This is a genomic window from Wolbachia endosymbiont (group B) of Villa cingulata (genome assembly GCF_964028285.1).
Classification (GTDB): domain Bacteria; phylum Pseudomonadota; class Alphaproteobacteria; order Rickettsiales; family Anaplasmataceae; genus Wolbachia.
This window is the reverse complement of record NZ_OZ034766.1, coordinates 369438-383899: the sequence shown is the minus strand read 5'-3', so window position 1 is coordinate 383899 and position 14462 is coordinate 369438. Positions and strand designations below refer to the sequence as shown.

The window sequence follows — 14462 nt, the reverse complement described above, 5'->3', positions numbered from 1 at the left end:
CTGGAATCTTACTCGACACTAATCTGAGAAGATAGATGTGCTACCGATGTAGCATTGCTGAGCAAAGATTCTATTTCTGATGTAGATCCGGAATGCTCAAGTTGAGCTTGTTCAGGAAGGTTTTTCATCGCTTTTTCAACATCGTAGCTACCTTCCCTATTTTTTCTATGCCATATAAAGTATCCTAATCCTGCAAAAGCTACTGCTAGCACTCCACCCAATATACCACCAGCAATCCCTGCTATTCCTATATACTGTCCTCCATTTATTTCGGGTAATTTAGGCCCTTCCACATCTGTGCTATTAAATATAGAATGATCTAACACTTCTTGTGAATTACTATCAAAACGGGAAACACTACTTATATCTTCAGGAGTAATTCCATAACTAGCATTTGATTCTTCTATTTCATTTATTACGTCATTAATCTCTTTAGTAGTTACTTTGCTTGATGCAAAATCGAATTCTTGTTTTGTTAAAGAAGCTGATTCGATAGTTACATCTTCCTGCATCTGATAATCAATTTCTTCAGTGGTAGATTCTCTCAATTGGCTATTTTCATCAGTTCTTTCTTTTAGCTTTTTTGAACTATCCTTACCCAATTCATCTACAAGGTTTTTTAGATATATTTTCTCAAATTCTCTATAATTATATTCTTTACCTTTTTCTATTTCTCCACTCTTAAGACCTAAAATAATTCCATCTATTGTCGATTCACGAATTGCTTGAGGAATGTCTATTGAATTTACTATTCCTGTAACCAAGCCTATCTCAGCTGCTCTAGAAGATATAGAGAGGTCTTTTACTGTTAAATTCTCTCCTTTAATTAAAAATTCTACTCTTCTGTTTTGTTTTATACTTTCCAAGTCAGATACAATTCTAATTGTTGGACCATCCATCTCCTGCTTATTTGTTGTTTCTCTCTTTCGCATGCTATTCTTAGTGTTTTGGAATTTTTTTGGCATTTCACACTCCTTAAATGAATTAATAAAAGTATTATTTGAATTAACAAATACTTCTCTATGTTAGTGGATAAAATATTTAAACCTATATCTTTTTATTAAAATTTTTATGTAAAAGTTACCTTTATTATACTAAGTAATGTATATATTAATATTTAGATTGATAAATTGATTTTACTTCTGTTACAACTTATTATGCATAGATAACCTCAGTAAAAACGATGAAGCTAAACGAAATTAGAGAAAGATTTATAAAATTTTTTGTAAATAATAATCATGAGCAAGTTCCTTCTTCTCCTTTGATTCCAGAGCATGATCCAACACTCATGTTTACAAATGCTGGTATGGTACAGTTCAAAAACATCTTTACCGGCACGCAAAAAACTGAAATGAAACGTGCCGTCTCAAGTCAAAAGTGTCTCAGAGCAGGTGGTAAACACAATGATCTTGAAAATGTTGGCTATACATCTCGGCATCACACATTTTTTGAAATGCTCGGAAATTTTAGCTTTGGTGATTACTTTAAAGAAACTGCGATAGAATTTGCGTGGAAATTTATTACTGAAGAATTGTCTCTTGATAAAAACAGACTATCCATAACTGTTTACCACACTGATGATGAAGCATATGAAATTTGGCGTAAGATAAGTGGCTTTTCAGATGATAAAATCATAAGAATTACAACAGATGATAACTTTTGGAGCATGGGCAATACTGGTCCATGTGGCCCATGTTCTGAAATCTTTTACGATCATGGAAATTCCGCTTTACATGAAGACGACAGAATTGTTGAAATTTGGAACCTGGTGTTCATGGAATTTAATAAAGATGAAGAAGGTAATTTACAAAAATTACCAAAAAAATGCATCGATACCGGAATGGGCCTTGAAAGAATAGCAGCTGTTATGCAGAACGTTCATGATAACTATGATATTGACCTATTTTCTGCTCTGGTAAGTAAATCGCAAGAGTACTGTGGAAATACGGAAAATAAAGTAGCTCATAAGATTATCGCAGATCACCTTCGTGCAGCTGCATTTCTCATCGCAGAAGGAGTGCTTCCTGGAAATGAAGGAAGAAATTATGTACTACGCAGATTGATCAGGAGAGCAGTACGTTATATCCACCTACTTGGATATAATGATTCTCTATTGAACCTTGTTTTTCCTGCACTCATAGATGGCACAAGTTTGGCTTATATGGGAGATGCTTATCCAGAGCTAATCAGAGCTAAAAGCTTAATAGAAACAACGTTAAAATCAGAGGAAGAAAACTTTAAAGACACTTTAATGAAAGGCATTAATCTCTTGGACAAATTCACTGCAGATTTAAAATCAGGTGACACTCTATCTGGAGAATCAGCATTCAAACTATATGACACTTATGGATTTCCTTTGGATATCACACTTGATATTTTGAAAGAAAGGAGAATAAATTTTGACCAAAAAGGTTTTGATAATGCAATGAAAGAGCAAAAAGAAAGAGCACGTGCTAATTGGACTGGATCTGGTGAAAAATCTGTTGAACAAGTATGGTTTAATTTAATCGATCAGTTTGGCAAAACGGAATTTGTTGGTTATGAACGTGATGAAGTAAAGGATGCAACAGTACTCGCAATAATTTCCTCTAAAAATGAAGTAATTGATTCTGCAAAAGAAGGAGAAAAGATAACTATTATACTTGATAAAACACCTTTTTATGGAGAGTCAGGTGGACAAGTGGGAGATATTGGAAATCTTATACAGTCTGATGGAAGTATGGTAACAGTCGAAAATACCAACAAGATTAATGACTTGTATTTGCACAGGTGCGTCGGCTCAATTTGTAAAGGTAACACAGTTACAGCTAGTATTAATAAAAAAAGAAGACAAGACTTAAGAAGAAATCATTCAGCTACACATCTTCTACACTTTGCACTCAGAAAAATCTTAGGTGATCACGTTACTCAAAAAGGTTCTCTAGTCGCACCAAATAGACTAAGATTTGACTTTAGTCACAATAAGCCAGTCACTCAGGATCAGCTGTCTTCAGTAGAAGATATAGTAAACTCTCTAATCAGAGAAAATCTTTCTACGTCCACAAAAGTTCAAGGTATGGATGAGGCAATAGACGAAGGAGCGATGGCCTTATTTGGTGAAAAATATGGTGATAATGTTAGGGTTGTAAAAATTGGAGATTCAAAAGAATTATGTGGTGGTACACACGTGGAGCGTACCGGAGAAATTGGTTTGTTTAAGATAGCAGCAGAATGTTCCGTTGCATCTCGAGTAAGAAGAATTGAAGCTTTAACCGGTCAAGAAGCAATTAATTATGTACGCAATAACGAAATTAGCTTAAAAAAAGTTGCAGAATGCGTAAAAGCACCAGTAAATGAAATAATAAGTCGACTCAGTATTTTAAGCCAGGAGCGCAAAGAATTTGAAGTCAAAATAAAAAATCTTTATAAAAAGCTTATCAGTGTAGAAACTGTAAAAAGTACCGAAATAAATGGAATAAATTTCGTAAGCCACACTTTCAATAACGTTCCAGGAAGTATAATAAGGGAATTTGCTCTACAGCAACAAAAACCGAAAACTGTAATAGCCTTCATGGTAACAGAAAAGGATAAAACAGTTTTGATTGTCAAAGTAAGTAAAGATTTAACTAATAAGATCAATGCAAAAGAGCTAGTATCTACTGTAACCAGAAGGGATTGCAGTGGAAATGCCGAACTTGCCCAAACAGGCTGTGATAACAATAAAATAGATGATGCCATTACAGCAATCCATAGCAAAATAACAGCTTGCAAAAACTAATACACCCTACTACCTCGGTATCTTTTAACCGTGAACGGAATCGTCAAGGTATTATGCAAATAGGGGTAGAGAAGACTTAACTGTCAAATGAGCATATCAGGTAATAAGAACTGGATTACAGCTCCATGCTCTGGAATGATATCTAGGTTTAAAGTCTACATAAAAATCATTTACAATCTACGTTCAATATGATAAGTTAAAAACAGTTTATTCCTCGGTAGCTCAGTGGTAGAGCAGTTGGCTGTTAACCAATTGGTCGCTGGTTCGAATCCGGCCCGGGGAGCATTGTTTTATACAATCTGTACATTTCATTTTTAGCCCAGAATTCACTAACTTTTCTCTGTCTCTTAAACAGACAAAACTGTGGAGTTATATAGCTTTAAAACCTTTACTTTCAAAATGCAAAGATGCCTGTACCTCACTTAGCTTACTACCTGATTCTTCCCCTATTTTTCTTTTATTACACCTACTTTGCAGTGAAGGCAGGACATTTTTAGGGAACGTGCTATCAATATAACAATAATTAAAAATAATTGAAGTAAGACGCACCAAATTTCCACTCGCCAAAGTCTGTGAACCTCTGTAATTAATGCTGTTATCATATACTTTAAGTGTAATAAGATTTATAAGATTCCCACTCGCTAAAGCCTCTGCACCTTTGTCACTGATTTCATTCCATCCTAAACTAAGCAACGTAAGATTTGTAAGATTTCCACTCGCTAAAGCTTTTGCCCCCCTATCGCCAATTTTATTATCATATAATTTAAGCTCAGTAAGACTTGTAAGATTTCCACTTGCTAAAGCCTCTACACCTTCATCACCAATTTCGTTTCCTCCTAAATCAAGCGAAGTAAGATTTATAAGATTCCCGCTTGCTAAAATCTTTGCACCTTCTGTACCAACATAACTGCAACTTAGATCAAGTGAAGTAAGATGAGAAAGCTGAGCTAATTCTTTTATAACCTCATAATTAATTTTTGAACATCGTAAAATAAGTCTTGTAATCTTTGTATTGCTTTTTAAAAAGTTTACTAATCTATCAACATTAATTATAGCACCTAATGTTGCTAAAGTATTACCTTTTATATATTGGCTACAACTCACTTGACCTCACTATTAAAGCTATGCAAGTGTTTTAGTAAACACTTAAGCAACTGTCAATCACTTTAATAAAATATTTTATGAAAAACTTCATATACCATTGCCTCCAAGCAGCTTTTTATATCTCTTATTTTAACACAAAAGTTGTGAGAAGAGTTTGTTTTTGGTATCATCGGAGGTTCTCGATGATAACTTTTATATGAACTTTAAATCAGTCGTTTTATGTATACTAGATGGCTGGGGCAATGGAATAGAAAATAGTAAATACAACGCTATTAGCAATGCAAATCTCCCTTGTTGGCAACATATTAACTCTAATTATCCAAAGTGCAGTTTATCTGCCTGTGGAACTGATGTTGGATTACCAGAAGGCCAAATAGGCAATTCAGAAGTTGGCCATATGAATATTGGCAGTGGTAGAGTGGTAATGCAAAGCCTTCAGCGTATTAATCAAGAAATCGAAACGATAGAAAATAATGCAAATCTACAGAATTTTATTAATGATCTAAAAAGTAAGAATGGCATATGCCATATAATGGGATTGATATCAGATGGCGGTGTTCATTCGCATCAAAAGCACATTTCATCTTTAGCAAACAAAATATCACAGCGCGGAATTAAAGTTGTAATACACGCATTTTTAGATGGCAGAGACACATTTCCAAATTCAGGAAAAAAATGCATTCAAGAATTTGCAGAGAGTATAAAAGACAATGATATAAAAATTGCCACTGTCTCTGGACGTTATTATGCTATGGACCGTGATAATAGGTGGGAAAGAACAATTGAGGCTTATGAGGCTATAGCATTTGCAAAGGCGCCTCGTTATGATGATGCAGTATCGCTTATTGATGAAAATTATCAAAATAATATAACCGATGAATTTATCAGGCCCGCAGTAATAGGCGATTATCAAGGTATAAAACCAGAAGATGGATTGCTATTGGCTAACTTTCGTGCTGATCGAATGATACAATTGGCAAGTATTTGTCTTGGTAAAGCAGGCTATACTGAAGTGGCAAAATTCTCTTCAATTTTAAGTATGATGCAATATAAAGCGGACTTAAAAACCCCTTATCTCTTTCCTCCTGAATCTTTTGCCAACACTTTGGGACAGATAATAGAAGACAATAAATTACGTCAACTGCGCATTGCAGAAACTGAGAAATATGCTCATGTGACTTTCTTTTTTAATTGTGGAAGAGAAGAACCTTTTCCCGGCGAAGAAAGAATACTCATTCCTTCACCAAAAGTTAAAACTTATGATTTGCAGCCTAAAATGTCAGCCTTTGAGCTCACAGAAGAACTTGTAAAAAAAATTCATTCTCAAGAATTTGCGCTGATAGTTGTAAACTACGCTAACCCTGATATGGTAGGACATACAGGTAACATAAAAGCAGCTGAGCAAGCTGTGCTCGCTGTAGATGATTGCCTTGCAAAAGTACTCAACGTTGTCAAAGAAGTGGGTAACACTGCACTCATTATTACAGCAGACCATGGCAATGTAGAATGTATGTTCGATGAAGAAAATAACACACCTCATACAGCACACACTCTAAACAAAGTTCCATTCATTATATCTTGTAACAATCTAAAACTAAGAGATGGAAAATTATCTGATATTGCCCCCACTATTTTACAGCTACTTGGGCTCAAAAAGCCAAACGAGATGACAGGTAGTTCGTTAGTGCGTTCTATGTTGCTATAACTCTATTGTTAAGGGTTGAGGAAATAAAACACTGTGTATAGAAGATAGCATATCTATTTGCTGCTCTAAATGATCATGCTCAGCTTCCACATTAGAGTACCGAATATTATTCTTCCCTACATATACAGATAAAGAACCATCATCTTCAACTGCTTTGTTATTTTGCAATACTATATTAAAAATTTCTTTCTGTTTTAAAGCATCGAACCAATCTTCAACTGTCGTATAGAAAAACTCACCCGTTCCACTTTCCGGACACACTTCTGGAGAAATCTTTAGCACATCATGAGAAAGTGGTGGAGAAAAATAACTCTTGAATGAGTAGCTGGGAGAATTGTAGTTATTGTGCAGAGCGATAACGTGATCTTGACCAGGAAGTAAAAAATCTAAAATTCTTTCTGCAAAGTTTCTAACAGCTCTCAAAGCATCTTCTGAAACACTGCCAAACTCTCTTAAGCTAGCTTCTGCACCTACATCACTAAACATGCGATTGGGATCGAATTCATACCGCTCACCATTTAAGTAAAATTCTACATTACGCGGAGTACCATCACCATGAGTAATGTATAGCATTCTTCCACCAAACTGCTGGAGTATATGCTCACCAGCCCCTTTTGAAGTTACTTCATTTTGATGCACATTAATAAAATTGATCCCACTTGTATCGCTACTTTTAATAAAAAGCTTAACCGTGGTATCACCCAACGCTAGATCATATTCTTTAGTGTCGATGTTTGACATTCCGCTGCTATCAATAATCAAAGCAAAAAAATAGTACAAATTTTACTTTATGTCAGTTATAAGCTTTTATTTTTAAATTTTTTGCTGTCAACATTAATGATTCATCAAAGAAGCTATTAATATCACCAATACTATCTATATTTTTCACACTGATAGATTGGTCAATTCTTTTAACTAGATTAGATAAAACTTTGTTAGGGCCAACTTCAACAAACTTATTAGTGCCATGGCTTGTCATATATAAAACCATCTCTCTCCATCTTACTCTACTTACAACTTGCTTAGCGAGCAAAGCTCTTATGATCTCTGGATCACTTTCTTCCTTAGCTGTAACGTTTGATACAAAAGGAATCGAAGGGCGAGTTATGTTAACGCTTTCCAAAAATTCCAGAAGTTTTTCATCAGCAGGTTTCATAAAAGATGAGTGAAAAGGCCCACTAACTTGTAATTTTATCATTTTCTTGACACTTGAGTTTTTGAATAAATCAGGTAAGACCTCAAGAGCCTCTGCAGTACCACTCACCACTACCTGCCCACCACCATTATCGTTTGCAATTTCACAATCAATTTGAGCTGATTTTAATATACCTTCTACTTCACTTATTTCTGCTCCAAGTAGAGCAAACATTCCACCTTTGCATTTTAGTGAAGCTTCATGCATTGCTTCGCTACGAACTTTTAGCAACTTGACTGCAGACTCAAGCGTCAATGCTCCTGCAGCACATAGCGCTGTATACTCGCCAACTGAATGCCCACAAACATACTGAACATTGTGAAGAGATTTACCAAGCACATGCTCCATAACACGTAGCGTTGCAATTGACACTGCCATTATAGCTGGCTGAGCGTTTTCCGTGATGGTTAATTTCTCAATAGGACCATTGAAAATCAAATGAGACAGCTTTCTACCCAATACGTCATCTACTTCATCAAATACTTGCCTTGCAACTGAAAATTCATCATATAAGCTCTTTCCCATTCCTACAAATTGAGAGCCCTGACCAGGAAAAGCAAAAATCATAAAAAATTTTTCATTCTTCATTAAGAATACTACTTTATTTATTTTTTGTCAATATTTCACAATAATGATTGACCAAATGAACCAGATTCACTAAAATCTTAGCTGGTAAGAAATTTGTAAGAACAATGGCAGAAATCGATTATCACAAAGTTACTATAGTTATGACAGATGGTCAAGAGTTTGAAACTTATTCCACTTATGGAAAAGAAGGTCAAAAAATAAAACTCGATAGAGATCCTCTTACTCATCCTGCATGGACTGGAAGTTTGACAAGCGGTTCAGGGGAGAAGGATAGTAAAATAGCTAAGTTTAATGATAAATACGGGAGTCTTTTTTAGTTCCTCCCCTCTTTATTTAACATGTATAAATATAAAAATGTAGGCTATATTGCTTCTTCGCTACCCAAGTCTCAGGAAGTATCTAAACTACTACAGAAACTCAATTTTATCAATATAGCAGAAGCAGGTAAGCATGAAGTTGATCTGCTGATAGTTGTTGGCGGAGATGGTTTTATGCTACGCACCCTGCACGACTACGTCATAGGAAATAAAGATACACATGTGTATGGAATAAATACCGGTAACGTCGGATTTTTGATGAATAAATGCTTTGAAGATCTAATTGATCATATAGAACATGCAGTCCCTACTCAGCTAACTTTACTAAAAATGGAAGCCACAGACATAAGTGGCAAAAAACACCGTTACATCGCAGTAAATGAAGTGTATGTCTTTAGAAATGCAAATCAAATAGTGGAGATGAATATTACCATTAATGATAAGCTAAAAGTAGAAAAATTCAGAGGAGATGGAATTATATTGTCTACCCCAACAGGTAGCACTGCATATAACTTTTCTGCCGGTGGGCCAATATTACCACTTAATTCAAATTTATTTGCACTGACTTCCATTAATAGCTACTACCCAAGGCGTTGGAATGGAGCGCTAATCTCAAATGATACAATAGTGCAAATTGATATTAACGACGTGGAAAATCGTCCAGCACTTGTAGTATCAGATTACAAGGAATTTCCTGATATATCGCAGATAAAAATGCAGAAAGATCACGAAAACACAGTCACTCTGCTTTTTGATAAAGATTGCTCATTAGACGAGAGGATTTTTGATAAGCAATTTTTATACTAAATTCTTCATACTTATCTTTAAATTAGTATTTACCATATCTTAATAATTATAACGTAATCAACACAATATAGTGATTAATTTTGGAGCGAATATGCCTGGATCAGCAAACGTAGGAAACGTCAGAATAACTGAAAAAGATGGAATAGAAAAAACAAGTCTACCAAAACCAGCACGCAGAAGCACAGTACCAAAAACAAATGGTGAAAATGAAATTTTACAACATACAAGTTCGGCTAGCGAATCAAGTTCTTATGAAGAAAGGCAAGAAGCATCGAATGTGAACAGTTCAGAACCTCCTTATGCACCCATAGATAGAAGTAAAAAAACTTTGAAAAAGAGTTCAGATAGTGAAGCAGGTAATACAAACCTAAGCAAATCATCTTCTCAAGAAACAGTATACAGCGAACCTTGGAGTAGTAAAAAAACATTAGAAAATTTAGAAAGAGTAATAAAGGCAAATCTAACTCCTCCACCATCATATCAAACAGATGGCTCTGAAAAATCTTTGCTTGGAGATAATAAAAAGACAAACAGATTTTTACAGAAAGTAAAGTATACGATGCAAAAGAAGAAAGTTACAATGCCTTTCGTAGGTCTTATTACGGCATGTTGTATTACGTCAATCGTTTTAGCTGTGAAGCAAAGAGAATTCATTGGATTCATCGGCAGCATAAATCCTGTTACTATATTTGTCGGAGTATTAGCGTCTTGTTTAGCCTTGGGAATTATGTGGGAACTTATGCAAGCAGTCCGTACTAAGGAGCACAAGATCACAAAAAGAGATACTCAAGAAGTTTTAGATGAGATATCAAATACACTTTCAAAAGACGAGGAATGCATCAAATCTTTGGTATTAAAATATAGCAACGGTAATCGTGTTTACTTTACGTTTCACTCTCTTCCAGAAAAAGCAAAAAGTAATCCGAACATCGTAGAACTTACAGGCCAGCCAATCTATTACAAGAGTAAAGTAAATTCATTAATCAATGATAGAATATGGCTTCCTATCTTAGGAACAGTTCTTATTACTGGAAACATAACCTTCCCTTTAGCACTTTATTCAACAGGTGGTTTGAGCAATATAGTAAGTTCATACACAAATCCTACTATTTACTGGCCAATCGTTGCAATTTCAGGCACTCTACTGCTTTTCACTTTAGCTTGCACAATTCATCATTGGAGCAAAACTGATTTTAAAGATTACTTGTTATTAGATACAAAAGATGCTAGTAGTGAAAAGCCCAATGAAACAGCTATTAGAACTATCAAAAAGAGTGAAGAAGAGATTAGTTCAAAATTGTTACAAGTAGTTGCTGAACGATGTGGCCATCCAGATATTACTTATATTATTAATTAAATCTGGCTCGTACTTCTTTTTATCGCTATTCCAGTACTGTAACTGCAACGTTTTGAAGATTTACACTTGCTAAGACCTTGCTATTTTGATAGCTTGAGATGATGACAAGGAAGGGGTTTGTTTATGAAAAAAGGTTTAATATTTATATCTTTAGTAGCGGCTGTATTGATAGTCGTTAATTTTTTATATAAAAATAGCGGAATTGATGATTCACAAGTAGTAAACGTTTATTCATCACGTAAAGAAGAATTAGTACATAGTTTGTTTGATGATTTTACAAAAACCACTGGCATCAAGGTACGTTATATCATTGACGATTATTCCCAATTGCTTTCACGTATGGAAAATGGCGGTGAAGCTGATTTGTTTTTAACTGCAGATGCAGTGAATTTGATTTTAGCCAAAAAAAGAGGGCTCTTATCCCAAGTGGATTCAGAGACTTTAAAAAATGCCATACCTGCAAAATTTAGAGATAATGAAGATTATTGGTTTGGTCTCACAAAAAGAGCTAGAATATTGGTTTACAATAAAGAATTAGTAGATCCTAAAGAATTAAGTACTTATGAGGATCTAGCGAATGAAAAATGGAAAGGGAAAATATTAGTGCGTTCTTCCACAAGTCCATATAACCGATCATTGATCGCTTTTATGATTGCAAAAAATGGTTTTGAAAAAACAAAAGAATGGGTGAGTGGAATTGTAAGCAACATGGCAAGAAAACCAAGCGGTGGTGACACAGATCAAATTTATGCTGTAGCCGCTGGTGAAGGCAATGTTGCAATAGTAAACAGCTACTACTTTGCAAGAATCCTTTCATCAGAAAATAAAAAGAATATCACAGAAAAGTTAGGAGCTTTCTTTCCTAATGATGGTGTAATGGTGAATATTAGTGGTGCAGCAGTAACAAAAAATGCAAAACACAGAGAAAATGCCATAGCTTTATTGGAGTTTTTTGTAAGCAGGCAGGCTCAAGAATTATATGCTAAAAAAAATCAAGAATATCCCATTGTTGAAGGTATCGAAACTTCTGATGTATTAAAATCTTGGGGGAATTATCCACAAAATGATCTACCTATAAGTGAGCTTGAAAAGCACCTCTTTGAGGCTGTTATGATAGCAGATGAATGTAAGTGGAAATAAAATTTTATAGTTTCCTTCTACTTTACTTTACAGTTGTGTAATTGGAATTAAGAAAGTAGAATAAGCTCAAAAAAGGAGCTATGGACAAGAGAAGGAATTTATTAAATATCTCAGACCTCACAATCGGTGATGTAGAAAATATAACTAAATTAGCCAACCAATACCTTGAAGAAAAGGTTGAAAATAGTCATGTTCTGAAAAATAAAATAGTCATAAACCTATTCTTTGAAGATTCAACACGTACGCTCGCATCTTTTGAAATAGCAGCAAAAAGCCTTGGAGCAAATGTTATAACTTTACCAATAAAATCTTCTTCTATTAACAAAGGGGAAGATCTAAAAGATATGATAAAAACACTAAATGCAATGAATCCTGACTATATGATAATCAGGCATAGAAGTAGTGGTATCATTAATACACTGGCAAAGTATGTTAACTGCTCGTTAATCAACGCAGGCGATGGAAACAGTGAACACCCAACTCAAGCTCTTGCAGATTATCTTGTAATTATCAATCATAAAAAGCAAATAAAAAACCTCAAAATTGTGATATGTGGAGATATTTTGCACAGTAGAGTTGCAAGATCAAATATAAGATTGCTAAAAATGTTTGGAGCAAAAATAAGCTTAGTTGCACCACCAGCTTTGATGTGTAAGCATTTTTCTGAAGTAGATTCACTTCATTATTCATTAACTGAAGGTATAAAGGATGCTGACGTCATTATGCTTTTAAGATTGCAGAAAGAGCGAATGAATAATAGTTCTTCAGAAAAAGAATATTTTCATTTGTACGGATTTGATTCACAAAAACTATCGCACGCAAAACCCGATGCAATTGTTATGCACCCAGGACCAATAAATAGAGGTATTGAGATTAGCAATAATATAGCAGATTGTGTTATTTTACAGCAAGTAAAGTTTGGATTAGCAACGCGTAAGGCAGTACTGCACTATTTAATTAATGTTTAACTTTAATTAATTTTAAGGAATTTTAGACATAATGATCCTCCTATAAAAAACGATTTAGAAAAATATAACACACCTCATGACAGAAATTAAGTATGTACTGAAGTAGACTGTGCTATATTTTTTTATTGAGAGATTAGTTGAAAAGTCTGCAGACTTGAATAAGGTGAATTTCGAGCTCTAAAATACCCTCATTTTCACTAATAATAATTAAACTACCAAATGTGTCAAGTATTTTTTTGCATTTAATTTACAACTACGAACGTTTATTTGCAAAAAATACTATAAACATAAAATGATAGATGTCATGCCAGTGCCCAGACACTGGCATCCAGTTAAATTTGCGAGCATAAAAGTTATGCTAAAATATAACGTTTCTAATGATGATGGAAAATGGATCCCAGTATCAAGTACTGGGATGACAAGAGAAATGGAATAACATTATGAAGGTGTCATTCCAGTGCGTGACGCTGGCATGGCTTTGTTGCATAGGTCAAATAAAAAGAACTGGCAGTTACTGACAAAATTCACTATAAGACAAGCATTTAACCTACTAAAGAAAAATATGCCACAAAAAATGAGAGTCAGTAACTGCCATGAATATAACAAATTTCTCCAAGAGAGGGGAAATATTTTTTATTACGTCAATGATGCCATAGAAAATTGGTACGAAAAAGGTCCAAAAATGGCTGGTGGCAACTATATTTATAGCGATAAGGTCGTGATTCTGGTTCACATAATAACTTGTTTATTTAGAATAGGTCTGAGACAAACAGCGGGATTTATAGCAGGGTACCTTGAGCAAGTAAGGAAAAACTTGCAAGTTATTAGCTATTCCCAGGCCTCAAGAAGGCTTAAAAAACTTAACATCAAAATTAATGATCGAAGACATGATAAAAATAATACAGAAGATATTGAGATTGCCATAGATAGTACTGGAATAAGCATCTACAATAATATTCCAGGTCATAGCAAGGCAAATGGTACAGATAGAAAGTATCGCCGCTATGAGCAAACAAGAAAACTGCATGTAATGCTAGAGATAGGTAGCAAAAAAGTTATAGCAGCAAAATACAGTGGCGGAGTTTATTCTGACCACTATGGAGCATGTGATCTTATTGCAAGGATTGATGTTAAATATAATATAAGCACACTATATGCAGACAGGGCATATAATCGAAAGAAGTTATACAAACTGTGCGATGAGCTTGACATAAAGACAAGGATTCCTCCGCAAAATAATGCAGTAGAGCATCCAAAGTTGGATTATATGGATGAGAGAAATTCTACAATCAAGCTCATAAAGTCATATGATGAAGATGGTATGAAGAGGTGGAAAAAAGAGATAAATTATGGGAAGAGATCTTATATAGAAAGTTTTTTCTCGCGACTGAAGCAAACATTTGGGTTTAGTTTTAGAAACAAATCTGAGGTTAATCGTGAGAGAGAACTGCTACTCAAGTGTTATTTGCTTAACAAATTTACTGATATAGGCATGGCTAAATTTGAGATAGCTTCATGAATTTA

At 34.5% G+C, this 14462-nt stretch carries 13 protein-coding genes and 1 tRNA gene; 10 read left to right on the top strand and 4 right to left on the bottom strand.

From position 1 onward, the window contains the following. Window positions 1-8 precede the first annotated feature (8 nt). On the bottom strand, window positions 9-965 hold the full coding sequence (locus tag ABWU52_RS02040) for a hypothetical protein (protein WP_353277319.1): 957 nt from the start codon (window positions 963-965) through the stop codon (window positions 9-11). A 218-nt stretch (window positions 966-1183) separates the two neighbouring features. Here ABWU52_RS02040 and alaS point away from each other — a divergent pair, with 218 nt between their 5' ends. Next, complete coding sequence (gene alaS, locus ABWU52_RS02035; RefSeq protein WP_353277317.1) at window positions 1184-3757, top strand: alanine--tRNA ligase; 2574 nt, start codon at window positions 1184-1186, stop codon at window positions 3755-3757. 211 nt (window positions 3758-3968) lie between these two features. Continuing rightward, window positions 3969-4040, top strand: a tRNA-Asn gene (locus ABWU52_RS02030). An 86-nt stretch (window positions 4041-4126) separates the two neighbouring features. On the opposite strand, the gene ABWU52_RS02025 is transcribed toward ABWU52_RS02030, so the two are convergent. Then, window positions 4127-4861: a hypothetical protein gene (locus tag ABWU52_RS02025; RefSeq protein ID WP_353277316.1), complete on the bottom strand. Its 735-nt coding sequence runs from the start codon at window positions 4859-4861 to the stop codon at window positions 4127-4129. A 196-nt stretch (window positions 4862-5057) separates the two neighbouring features. Between ABWU52_RS02025 and gpmI the strand changes: the two genes are divergently transcribed. Continuing rightward, entirely contained in the window at window positions 5058-6566 is a 1509-nt protein-coding gene (gene gpmI, locus ABWU52_RS02020) for a 2,3-bisphosphoglycerate-independent phosphoglycerate mutase (RefSeq protein WP_353277315.1), read from the top strand. On the opposite strand, the gene ABWU52_RS02015 is transcribed toward gpmI, so the two are convergent. Together ABWU52_RS02015 and fabD are read right to left on the bottom strand one after the other, a co-directional pair. Beyond that, complete coding sequence (locus ABWU52_RS02015) at window positions 6561-7307, bottom strand: hypothetical protein (protein ID WP_353277313.1); 747 nt, start codon at window positions 7305-7307, stop codon at window positions 6561-6563. The genes gpmI and ABWU52_RS02015 overlap by 6 nt on opposite strands. Window positions 7308-7359: 52 nt before the next feature. After that, window positions 7360-8328, bottom strand: a complete 969-nt coding sequence (fabD, locus tag ABWU52_RS02010) for an ACP S-malonyltransferase (RefSeq protein ID WP_353277684.1) — start codon at window positions 8326-8328, stop codon at window positions 7360-7362. Between the two features lie 125 nt (window positions 8329-8453). Between fabD and rpmE the strand changes: the two genes are divergently transcribed. The 7 genes from rpmE to ABWU52_RS01975 all read left to right on the top strand — a co-directional run bounded on the left by rpmE (window position 8454) and on the right by ABWU52_RS01975 (window position 14457). Further along, on the top strand, window positions 8454-8666 hold the full coding sequence (gene rpmE, locus ABWU52_RS02005; RefSeq protein WP_068651074.1) for a 50S ribosomal protein L31: 213 nt from the start codon (window positions 8454-8456) through the stop codon (window positions 8664-8666). A 21-nt stretch (window positions 8667-8687) separates the two neighbouring features. Beyond that, a complete protein-coding gene (locus tag ABWU52_RS02000) occupies window positions 8688-9473 on the top strand; it encodes an NAD kinase (protein WP_353277311.1) in 786 nt (261 codons plus the stop codon). A gap of 91 nt (window positions 9474-9564) precedes the next feature. Beyond that, on the top strand, window positions 9565-10830 hold the full coding sequence (locus tag ABWU52_RS01995) for a hypothetical protein (protein ID WP_353277310.1): 1266 nt from the start codon (window positions 9565-9567) through the stop codon (window positions 10828-10830). A gap of 123 nt (window positions 10831-10953) precedes the next feature. Continuing rightward, window positions 10954-11970 (top strand): extracellular solute-binding protein, encoded by a 1017-nt coding sequence (locus ABWU52_RS01990; RefSeq protein ID WP_353277308.1) that lies wholly within the window; start codon window positions 10954-10956, stop codon window positions 11968-11970. A gap of 80 nt (window positions 11971-12050) precedes the next feature. Then, window positions 12051-12938: an aspartate carbamoyltransferase catalytic subunit gene (locus ABWU52_RS01985; protein WP_353277306.1), complete on the top strand. Its 888-nt coding sequence runs from the start codon at window positions 12051-12053 to the stop codon at window positions 12936-12938. Between the two features lie 304 nt (window positions 12939-13242). Next, complete coding sequence (locus ABWU52_RS01980; RefSeq protein WP_353277305.1) at window positions 13243-13374, top strand: hypothetical protein; 132 nt, start codon at window positions 13243-13245, stop codon at window positions 13372-13374. 21 nt (window positions 13375-13395) lie between these two features. Continuing rightward, window positions 13396-14457, top strand: a complete 1062-nt coding sequence (locus tag ABWU52_RS01975; protein ID WP_353277303.1) for an IS5 family transposase — start codon at window positions 13396-13398, stop codon at window positions 14455-14457. Window positions 14458-14462: the final 5 nt, after the last annotated feature.

Bases quoted from the DNA above. Each gene is read 5' to 3' on its own strand.
- ABWU52_RS02040 (WP_353277319.1), bottom strand. From the start codon at position 965: ATGCCAAAAAAATTCCAAAACACTAAGAATAGCATGCGAAAGAGAGAA.
- alaS (WP_353277317.1), top strand. From the start codon at position 1,184: ATGAAGCTAAACGAAATTAGAGAAAGATTTATAAAATTTTTTGTAAAT.
- gpmI (WP_353277315.1), top strand. From the start codon at position 5,058: ATGAACTTTAAATCAGTCGTTTTATGTATACTAGATGGCTGGGGCAAT.
- ABWU52_RS02015 (WP_353277313.1), bottom strand. From the start codon at position 7,307: ATGTCAAACATCGACACTAAAGAATATGATCTAGCGTTGGGTGATACC.
- fabD (WP_353277684.1), bottom strand. From the start codon at position 8,328: ATGATTTTTGCTTTTCCTGGTCAGGGCTCTCAATTTGTAGGAATGGGA.
- rpmE (WP_068651074.1), top strand. From the start codon at position 8,454: ATGGCAGAAATCGATTATCACAAAGTTACTATAGTTATGACAGATGGT.
- ABWU52_RS02000 (WP_353277311.1), top strand. From the start codon at position 8,688: ATGTATAAATATAAAAATGTAGGCTATATTGCTTCTTCGCTACCCAAG.
- ABWU52_RS01995 (WP_353277310.1), top strand. From the start codon at position 9,565: ATGCCTGGATCAGCAAACGTAGGAAACGTCAGAATAACTGAAAAAGAT.
- ABWU52_RS01990 (WP_353277308.1), top strand. From the start codon at position 10,954: ATGAAAAAAGGTTTAATATTTATATCTTTAGTAGCGGCTGTATTGATA.
- ABWU52_RS01985 (WP_353277306.1), top strand. From the start codon at position 12,051: ATGGACAAGAGAAGGAATTTATTAAATATCTCAGACCTCACAATCGGT.
- ABWU52_RS01980 (WP_353277305.1), top strand. From the start codon at position 13,243: ATGCCAGTGCCCAGACACTGGCATCCAGTTAAATTTGCGAGCATAAAA.